The sequence below is a fragment of the Methanosarcina sp. UBA5 genome (assembly GCF_002505485.1).
In the GTDB taxonomy this organism is placed as follows: domain Archaea; phylum Halobacteriota; class Methanosarcinia; order Methanosarcinales; family Methanosarcinaceae; genus Methanosarcina.
On record NZ_DAVG01000084.1, the window covers coordinates 35816 to 46031 of the forward strand.

Genomic DNA, 10216 nt, shown 5'->3' on the forward strand with positions numbered 1-10216 from the left:
ATGGGTTCAATATATTCATACTTATCATTATAATGACCACGTTGTTGACAAGTGTCTTATTGTAATGAATACTATTTAAATGAAAAAGATATTAAAAGATAAATTTGCACTCGAGGGCGAGTTCTCCCTTTCTGTAGAGCAATCCAGTATCCTGAACTTAAAATATAACAGAATCAGATTGAAATTAGAGAATGGAATTTGAAACAAAATTTCCCGAAAAATTTACCACCAATTTGGGGAGGTGGGGGTGTACCGAATTATACCGAATTCTCTTTGCAAAGAATAATCACTCTAAACCGAATCATATGAGACTGATACTATGGCAAACGATTTTAAAGAAAATAGAAGCGGACGAACCGGAAAATTGGGCAGAGCAAACAAGATAGGCAAACCGGATGGGATAAGCAAAACAGATGAAGCAGGTAAAACAGATGGGACAGGTAGGACAGGCAAGGAAACAGGCAGGAAAAAAAGTACAGGCAGAGCCGATAAAGCCATTGAGACAGCTTATGATCGCCTGAATAAAGCTCTAAAACCTTATGAAAAAGCCATTGAGAAAAAACCTGATGATGCAGCTGCCCTGGCAGGAAAAGCCTCGGTATTTCTGAGGCATAGAATGTATAAGGAGTCACTGAAAACCTTTGGAAAAGCACTTGAAGTTGAGCCTGAAAACCCTCGCTACCTTTATGAAAAAGGTTTTGTGCTCCTGCAACTCAATAGGGATGAAGCTGCCCTGCAGAGTTTTGACAGATTGCTCGAAATAAAACCTGACAGCGATAAAGCCTGGAATCTCAAAACCTCAGTACTTTGCAGGCTAAAGCAGCACGAAAAAGCCCTTACCGACTCTGAAAAAGCCCTTGTAGCCAATCCGAAACTTGCAGGCGCCTGGCACGCAAAAGGTTATGTACTTGCGGAGCTGGGTCGATACGAAGAAGCTATAGAAGCCTATGAAGCTGCGCTTAAGCGTAACCCGAACCTTGCAAGAGCCCTGGTGGGTAAAGGCTTTGCTCTCTACAGCTTGAACAGGCCTGTGGAAGCCATGATAGCTTATGATGCTGCCCTCAAAATAAACCCTGATAATGCAAATACCTGGGTAGGGAAAGGTCTTGTCCACTTCAAACTCGGCAAATACAAAAGATCCCTTGCAGCCTGCAGCAAAGCGATTTCAATAAAGCCTGATTCTGCCGATGCCTGGTACTGCAAAGGCATGGCCTTTTCCGGCCTGGATAAAAATGAAGAAGCTCTCGAAGCCCTTGAGAGAGTTCTCAGGCTCAATCCAGATCACATAGAGGCTAGAAAAGCCCGAGCTTCCGTAAGTTCCAAACTCGGAATCTACTTGGATAAATACGAAGAAGAAAGAATGGAAGAAGAGAAGCCGAAAGTGAAGCGAAGTGTGTGGACAAGAAAAAAGCCAACAAGTGAGATAATAAAGAAAATTAGGGGCCAAGAACGAGAGAAAAGAGGAAAAGGAAGCGAGAAAAGCGTACGAGTAGGGAAAGGGCACAAAACCGGCGAATCTAAAAAAATTACGGCAACAAGAAGAGAGAAAAAGAAATGATTCTCCTTCTCCTTCCTGTAGAATGAGGAAGTAAAATATACCGCTAATTTGGGGGACGAGTAGGCTAAACTGCCTACTCGTCAATATATGTTTTATCTCAAAATTATTACAATTTTTAATTTATTTTAATAAGTTGTATATCGTATGCATGTGGCCCAATATTTAAATCCAGCTTCGAATTTGTTTCTTTTATATAATCACTCCAAAATACCACGATGGAATTGGAATTTACTCAGTGTTTACCCTTTTGCATCGCCTGTTATTGTGTTATGTATTGAACTTTCAAACAGCTTTGAATCTGCGAAATCATTTAAGGGTACAACAAGCGCTTCTCGCTCGATTAAGAAATATATAAGTTTCAATATGTAATCAAAAAAAATCATAAAATCGGTTAGTGAAGACTACGCAAAAATTTTAAATCAGGAATTTTCAATAATGAAATTTTTAGAATACATTATCAAAAATGTAATTAGAATAGATGAAATAAAGGCTTTTCTTGTGAACTATTGAATAAAAACCAAAAATTAGTATGAGTAGTCACTCGGAACTACAGCAAATCGGAAAGCCCATGAGGCTGGAAAAACGTAGCACTGGTTAATACAGTTTTGAATATTCCCCTCTTTCAGGTAAGGATAATTTACCTTAACAATCTCGAACTTTTTACTCTGCCCTTTCTTCTATTTACTTTGCCCTTTCTTCTATTTACCCTGACCTTTTCTTTATTCTAGCATCCATTTCCACACTGGTTTAACCATGATTATTTTATTCTCGTCTTTGCCATCAACTTTGAAGATCTCTTCGTCGTCCATTGTCAGAATAAGCCCCTGTTCAAGGCCGTACTCATCCATGGTTTCTGTAAGCCCCAGAATTTCTCTTTCCCTGACTGCCGGGTTTCCGAAGCAAATTGAAATCTGAATTGCAGCCGAAACTTTCTGGCTGTCTTTTTCCTTGATAACAAAATCACATTCTCTTTTTTTCTGGAAGTAGAATACCTTTTTTTCCCTTCTCAGCAGTTCAAGGAATACAAGGTTCTCAAATCTCAGCCCAAGGCTGTCAGGGTAACCGGGATACACTGCCTTGAAAAGGCCGGTATCGCCTGCATAGATCTTGCAGGGAATTTCTTTTTCCTTCCCACTTTCCTGGAGGCTATTGAATTTCGGGACCCGGTACAGTAAGAAAATGTCTTCGAGATAATCCAGATAGGTACCTATGAGTTTCTCACTCTCGATTCCACTAACTTTTTTCAGGGTATCGAGGGAGTATTCCGAAGCCATATTCGAAATCAGGAATATGGCAAGCTTTCTTAACTTCTGGATATCATACCCGGCTGCAGCTCCTTTTTGTAACCCTTCTTCAAAATATTTACGAGAAAGCTTGATGTCATCGTTTTTGATCACATCTGGAAAACCACCTTTTTCAAAATACTGCAAAAACATACATAACAGTTCATCGCTTCTGGAAGGCGTTAGAAAATTCAGCGCTGAGATTCCGCTACATTTAATCAGCAGGTATTCTCTAAAAGAGAATGGGTAAAGCCTTAAAATTTTGCATCTCCCTGCAAACCTGGAAGAAAACTCATTTATTAGTGTTGATCTCGATGAAGTTAGATAAATTTCTGCCCCTTGCCTGTGAAGCCTGTCGACCCAATTCTCCCAGCCTTGGAGATTATGAATTTCATCAAAAAAGTAGAAAATCCGCCCTGTTCCGTCTTCAGTTTCTTTTTTGCGGATTTCAGATGCAGTCTCCTCAATAGCCTGTAAATCTCCAGATCCTAGCTCCTGCATCCGACTATCTTCAAAATCAATATAAATTTTTACTCCAACCAAGCTACTGGCAACCTGACTCATGAAGGTGGTTTTACCTGCATGAGTGGGTCCAGAGATGAATTTAATTCCACTGCCTTCCAGGGAACAACAGTGGGAAATCTCTCTGGGGATTAAATCTGGGGCATTTTGAAAAAAATTCTGATGGTTGAAGATCAGGGGGGAGGACTCTAATTTTTGTATGTTATCAAAATTTTGCATATTATCAAAATAATTTGTGAGATGAAATTATATAGTTTTTCTGGCGTTAATAAGTCCGTCATCCAATAATAACTTGAGGGCATAATCTGGAAAATTTGCAAAAAGCGGAGGAAAACCTTGCAGGCTCTTGAACTTAAAATTTTCGCTGGCGGAGAGCGCTTTCTATAAGCGCCTGCATAAGTAAGGTGTCAATTTAACAGGATTAAAAAAAATTCGCAGAAACATATAAATAATTGAGGCAATATGACCCCTTTATAAATAGGAATCGAATCAGTAGGTAAAGATTTGGTTTTCTTTACCAGGGCTTTTTAGAATTTCATTTGTTTTTTGGTTCATAAACTATTTTTGTCTTCCCGCAGCATAATACATACGAAATGCTTTTCTCTTACATTTGAAGCATAAATCTTCAAGCCGCCACTTATTTTCCATTTATGCAGACCTATAAGGCATAAAATCTTTTTTCATTTCGATTTTCCAGAAATCTGATATGGAGCTTTGGAACTCAATACTTTCATTCCTGTTTGGCCTTCTGGAATTAAAAAGGAAATCGATTCTGTAAAAACGGTAAATATATCCTATCTGCTTTTACGTGAACTACCACTCAGCTAAAGACTAAGTGGCTTCCTAGTTCACCCCCCTTTCTACTGAAAACAAGTCCCTAGGCTCTTCCCCACGTTCCGTAGGTGTTGAATAGATTTCAAATCCCTATCAAGTTTTGATCTATGAGTGCAAATTTCTTGATATTGATAGAGGCATTGATATCTCTATCATGTCTTGTTTTACAATCAGGGCAGGTCCACTCCCTGTCTTTCAGAGTTAAATCTGATTTGTGGTATCCACAAACATTACAGATTTTAGAGGATGGCTCAAACTGTCCTATTCTAAGAATGGTTTTTCCATACCATTCTGCTTTATATTCTAGTTTTGTTACAAAACTACTCCATGCAGAATCTCCTATAGCCTGAGCTAAATGATGATTCTTTTGCATAACTTTAACGTTCAGAGTTTCCAGAGCTATAGCTTGGTTTTCGCTAATGAGTTTAAAAGAGACTTTATTCTGGAAATCATTTCTCTGATTTGTTATTTTCTCATGTAGTCTTGCTAATCTCTGCTTTGCTTTTTCCCTGCTCTTTGAACCTTTCTGTTTTCTTGAAACTCTTTTCTGAAGTACTTTAACTCTTTGAAGAGAGTTTTTAAGATACTTAGGATTCTCTACTTTTTCTCCTGTAGAGAGAACAGCGAAATCTTTGATACCTACATCTATACCTATTGTAGTTGATTCTGAGAAAGCTTGCTTAACCGGAAGTTCTTCATTATTTTCCACAAGAATACTAATGAAGTATTTCCCTGTACATATTTTAGAAACTGTTGCTGTCTTAAGTTCTCCGGTGAAATTCCTGTGGAGTTTTGCTTTAATCTCTCCTATCTTTGGAAGTTTCACTACACAGGTCTCAAAATTCACAGAATAGTGTTGAGGTATTGGAAAAGCTTGAACAGGATTCTTTTTAGATTTGAACTTAGGAAAACCTTTCTTTTCTCTAAAGAATCGAGTGAAAGCTGACTCAACTTGTTTAGTCATTCCCTGTAGGGATTGAGAGTTAACATCAGCTAACCAAGGGTTTTCTGTTTTTAAAGAAGGCATTAGTTTGTTTAAGTCAAATCTTGATATAGATTTCTTAGTCTGTTCATATGTTTTAATTTTCTTGTTAAGTGCCCAATTGTAGACAAACCTACAGCTACCAATGTGTTGATCTAACTGTTTAGATTGTTCTACTGTAGGATATAGCCTAAAACGGTACGCTTTCATCATACATACTATTATATGCTTTACCAACTTATATACTTTTGGGTAAATAAGAGTATGAACACAAAAACCATAGCAAATATCTACTGATGTACCATGTTATTTTTGTTTGCAAGTATCGAAGAAGGGTTTTAGAGCCTATTAGCAATGAGCTTAAGCTCACTATAGCTGACATTGAAAAAGAGTCAGATTTTGAAATACTGGAGATGGAAACAGACAAGGACCACATACACCTGTTGGTGAAGAGTGCGCCAAAAGTTTCTATATTGTCTATAGTTAGAAAACTGAAACAAGAAACTACAGTTAGACTGTGGAAGAGTCAAGGCAGCCATTTGAAAAGGTTCTATTGGGGAGAAAAAAACATTGTGGAGTGAGGGATATTTTGCCTCAACAATAGGGAACGTGAGCAAAGAAACAGCAGAGGCATACATTAGAAATCAGGGTTGAAGTTGACGACATTCATCCACGACATTCATCCCCTAGGCTGAAGACCTAGGGGTTTTCTGTCTTAAGACTTATAAATAGTCTTCTAATTGCTTTTACTATAGAGCTAAGCACACAACTCAAAATTAATTCTCTGAATCCCGGGCTCCGAATAATCGAACGAGTTTTTGATGATGGAATAATACTTCTGAGACTTTATCGATATGAGGATAAATTGGCTTTGGAATGAACTCTATTCATCAATCAATGGATGACTATTGTCTAAGTACTGTTGGTTTCAAAGAAAGAATCCTTACTCAGGCTAACACTAATAACTCACTATATTATCTATTAATCTTACTAATAATCGATTTAACCCCGTTATATAAGGTAGATGAAGCAAAAAAGAAAGAACTCTATAAAAAATGTACGTGCTTATATAAAGGGTTATATTTTATTGAAAAGACCGCTTTCAAAAGAATAAATAATCCCTGATCCACAGAAAAAATAAAAATACAGCCATCAATCAAAGAAACGACCATTAATTGGAAACCTATGCCTGTATATCTTAAATTGATAACTATAGATATTATTTCTGTTATTTCATTCAAATTGAATTGTTGTTTTTAAGTTACTTCTTCGCTTAATTAGTAACACACCTTCATGTAGAAGCAAACCTTTTCATAGTACCAGCAAACCCTTGAATAGTAAACGCTGAAGAACATATTCATTCCCTCCACTCTTTTTTTGTAGATTTATTTATATTTCTTTACTCCTTGGCCATTTTTGTTCTTTTTTAAGAAATAAGTGTATTTTTTCGAATTGATAAACTGATTTTTATCACAAACCCTTTGTCAGCCTCCAGGTTTGTGTGTACTCCAGGCTGATATTACTAGGGAGACTATTTTGCCATGAATTTCTTAAGACATTTAGTCTTAAATTTAATTGCCAGAAAGTACAAATAAACATACAACTGTAAATTATATAAAGTTAATAGAATAAATTTTCCTTATAATTAAATAGTCTCTGAATATCTGGATGAATCTACAGGCAATAAAGGGATATACTTTTAGATTAAACTTACAATTAGTAGTTTTTTATACTCCTCAACAAGAGGAACTTTTAAGGCTTATATTTGTTATTGAGTCCAATATTTTGATTAAAAGAGTATAAGCGAATAAAATAAACTGAATAAACCTAATTAAGACCCTAAAACATAGTTAATTTGTCAAAAAGCAGTTATAACCCCCTCTCTATATATAATATGTAACCTCATTCATTTTTATTGAAATATATAATTTTTTTAAAAGACTCGATTTATGCAGAGTAGTTTTTGAAAATATAGAGAAATCTTACTGCAATAAGGAGATCTACTTTTAGATATAATTTTTAAGCTTTAATTTTTTATATATTCTTTAGAAATTGGATTATTAAACCTCAATTTTTGTAATTAGGCTGATATAAAACACCTTAATGAAAAATAAGCTTAATTAATTAAATTTATTTAATTAAGAGCCCTTATACCCAATGATTTTGGTGAAAATTATGTATAACTCTTTTTATTTATAAACTATATAACTTCAACCCTTTCTTGTAATATATAAAATTTTTCAGAACATACGTTTCAGAGAGGAAAATTTTTGAGTTTATCCAATGAAATATTTCTAACCTGAAGTCCTTTACAGCCTATTATTCTTAAAGGGAATTTTCTGTCTCCGGGCTGTGACATATAGATCAATTCTTCACATCCCTTTTACACCCAGCTTAATTCTTTCGTCAGTATCAACTTTTTCTTGATCGAATTTGCGTCTTGATTCTCAAAATTAAATCCAAAAAGTCGAATATTCCGTTAAAGGAAATACTAACCCTAAACAATTAACTTTGAGCAGAAGTTAGTAACCGAAAAATGGAATTGATAATTATTATCATCAACGGTTACCGGGGAAGTTTTCCATCCCCGCGGCAAGATCGCGGGGTATTCAACTGAAATAAATCACTCCGATTACTCCGATTATATAAACAAAATACCGCAATATAGATATGTTGGCTCTTCGCTGTTTTGCGTGGATTGAAAATAATTGCTCAGTTGGAAAGTAGCTAGGCCAAAAAGAGAAACATCAAGCTTGAATGTGATTTTCAACCATAAATGTTTCTAAATTTTAGATATGCTACTCTAACATTTCGGAGATGAATGTAAGTTACCCGCTCGAAACAGCGAAGAGCCGATATGTTTTCAGAATTCAACATAAATAAAAAGTCATACATGATATACAGCGCAAAACATCATATGGAAAGATGGACAACAAATCGAGACCCATAAGCAAATCCTCTATCCAAATTCTCCATAAATATGTAGTTGAATTTATGATATTAATCTTTTTTATAAGAAGAGCTGATCCCAAAACTCAAAATTAAGTCCGAATCTAAATTCGATGGCCAATTGATTTTCGATTACGAGAATGGTTCTAAATTTTTTATTGGTATGAAAAAACTCAAATTTCTATATTAGATTGGAAGGAAAGAACAGGTAGGAATGTACCTGAGAAACCATAACATAAGAGATGAAGCTTTTGATGACCAATATAAAAAGAGAGCTGAATGTAAAAAGATACATGGACATATTAAGAGTACAGTAAAATTCGATATCAGAAGAGTAAGAAATCAGAGTAGAAAACTCTACTCTATGTTGAGTCTCATAACATATCAACTGCTGGTGTTGACAGAAATGCAAATAAAGTTGGAGATAAAAATTCATTTGGGAGATATTTTGAAAGGAGTGGATATAAAATTAGATTAGAAATTTTAAAAGTTAATTTGAGATCCTCTTAAAAAATCTTGATGTCCCACGTAAGTATAATATACAATACATGCAATGTATCAAAGGCCCAAAGTGGGAATACTTATAAAAAAGTAAAGTAGTCATCTATTCAGAGTTACGGATTGCCCATCCTCTCTCAAAGATGACTCTTTTTTCAGGTATTTTGAGGTACTTTTTTGTTTTAATAGGCAAGGAGAAAAACAATCGTCTAGTTTTTAGTAGATGATCTGGGTAAAGTATTGACAATGGTTCACGACGAATTTCCAAATGACAATAATTCCAGTTTTCCTCCTGGTCTGTTGATACTATGTGTAGTCATTAGATGTTAGCTGATGATTAAAAGAGAAGCTCATCTACACTTTTGTGTCTCTATTTTTGGAGTACAATACTATGGAATAAATTTCCATGCGTATTATGAAAAATGTTATCAAAAAATATTTTTGGGTTTTCTTACCCTGTTAATGAGGATATGAAAAATGTTTACACTTTCGTGTCTCGATACAGAATTGCTAATTGCCCATCCTCTCTCTTGCCCATCTTCTCTATAGAAGAGTTTAACGGAATAAGAAATCGGTGAATTTAAAGTCACAGTGGTAGAATACATTGCAAACGCCTGCAATAATCGTAATATTCATTCCTGCTTTCCCCCTTATTTGGTTTATTCTCAAAGACGATTATACATTAGAAGCTTATCTTAATATTAAAATTAAGCTTTTAGTATTTATTCGCCTATGAGACATATGCATATATGAGTTTAATTTATATAAAGTAGGAAGAATATATTCTACTAATTATTAAACAGTAGTATAAAATTGGAGCAATTTAGACTAGAAAACTTGAAAATACACCTATATTAAATTTATATTAAAAAAGCGCTTAAAATACTTAAATTCACAAATGAGGATATAATTACCAAAATATATTTGCTGATATATTTTATCAATTTTTATAATTACCTCACTCTACTTTTGTTCCCAATGTTTCTACTTAAATTTTGCCTAGTAACATGGGGAGGTTGTTTTATTGAAGCAAGGAGAAAAGCAGTCGTCTAGTCCTTAGTAGATGATCTGGGTGAAATTTTGACACTGGCTCATTACGAATTTCCAAATGACAACAATTTCAGTTTTTCTCCTAACATATTGATATTTTGACGTATTGGACACTATATAATCTTCAAAAAAGGGAATATAGCCATTGGGAATGTAGCCATTAGATGTTAGCGGATGACTACAAGAGAAGCTCGTCTACACTTTCATGTCTCAATACAGGATTACTAATTGCCTATCCTCTCTCTAGAAGAGTTTCTAAATATCAATCTTCAAAATAGCAGTCGATGAATACATAGGATTTCTTGCAATCAATGAAGTTAATACTTCCAATATACATTCCTGCTTTCCTTCCTGTTTAGTTTCTTGATTCTAGATTAAGGATTGTCCATCCTCTCTTAAAAATGACTATTTTTTCATTCTTTTTTACGCGTTTGCTAACTTTCGGGATCGATTTTTGGAGTAAATACTATGGGATAAATTTTCATGCGTATATAAAAAAAGTTATCAAAAAACGTTTTTGGGTTTTCTTACCCTGCTAAT

At 34.9% G+C, this 10216-nt stretch carries 3 protein-coding genes and 1 pseudogene; 2 read left to right on the forward strand and 2 right to left on the reverse strand.

The window, feature by feature from the left end; genetic code table 11:
• Nucleotides 1–319 precede the first annotated feature (319 nt).
• Nucleotides 320–1558 (forward strand): tetratricopeptide repeat protein, encoded by a 1239-nt coding sequence (locus BP621_RS09330; protein WP_292389354.1) that lies wholly within the window; start codon nt 320–322, stop codon nt 1556–1558.
• Between the two features lie 719 nt (nt 1559–2277).
• Here BP621_RS09330 and BP621_RS09335 read toward each other — a convergent pair.
• A complete protein-coding gene (locus tag BP621_RS09335; RefSeq protein WP_292389356.1) occupies nt 2278–3582 on the reverse strand; it encodes an ATP-binding protein in 1305 nt (434 codons plus the stop codon).
• A gap of 697 nt (nt 3583–4279) precedes the next feature.
• Nucleotides 4280–5392: an IS200/IS605 family element RNA-guided endonuclease TnpB gene (gene tnpB, locus BP621_RS09340; protein ID WP_292389357.1), complete on the reverse strand. Its 1113-nt coding sequence runs from the start codon at nt 5390–5392 to the stop codon at nt 4280–4282.
• A gap of 12 nt (nt 5393–5404) precedes the next feature.
• Here tnpB and tnpA point away from each other — a divergent pair.
• Nucleotides 5405–5833 (forward strand): annotated as a pseudogene (gene tnpA, locus BP621_RS09345) (IS200/IS605 family transposase).
• Nucleotides 5834–10216 lie beyond the last annotated feature (4383 nt).

What these genes read in the sequence shown, in the direction of transcription:
- BP621_RS09330 (WP_292389354.1), top strand. Translation starts at nt 320, where the DNA reads ATGGCAAACGATTTTAAAGAAAATAGAAGCGGACGAACCGGAAAATTG.
- BP621_RS09335 (WP_292389356.1), bottom strand. Translation starts at nt 3,582, where the DNA reads ATGCAAAATTTTGATAACATACAAAAATTAGAGTCCTCCCCCCTGATC.
- tnpB (WP_292389357.1), bottom strand. Translation starts at nt 5,392, where the DNA reads ATGATGAAAGCGTACCGTTTTAGGCTATATCCTACAGTAGAACAATCT.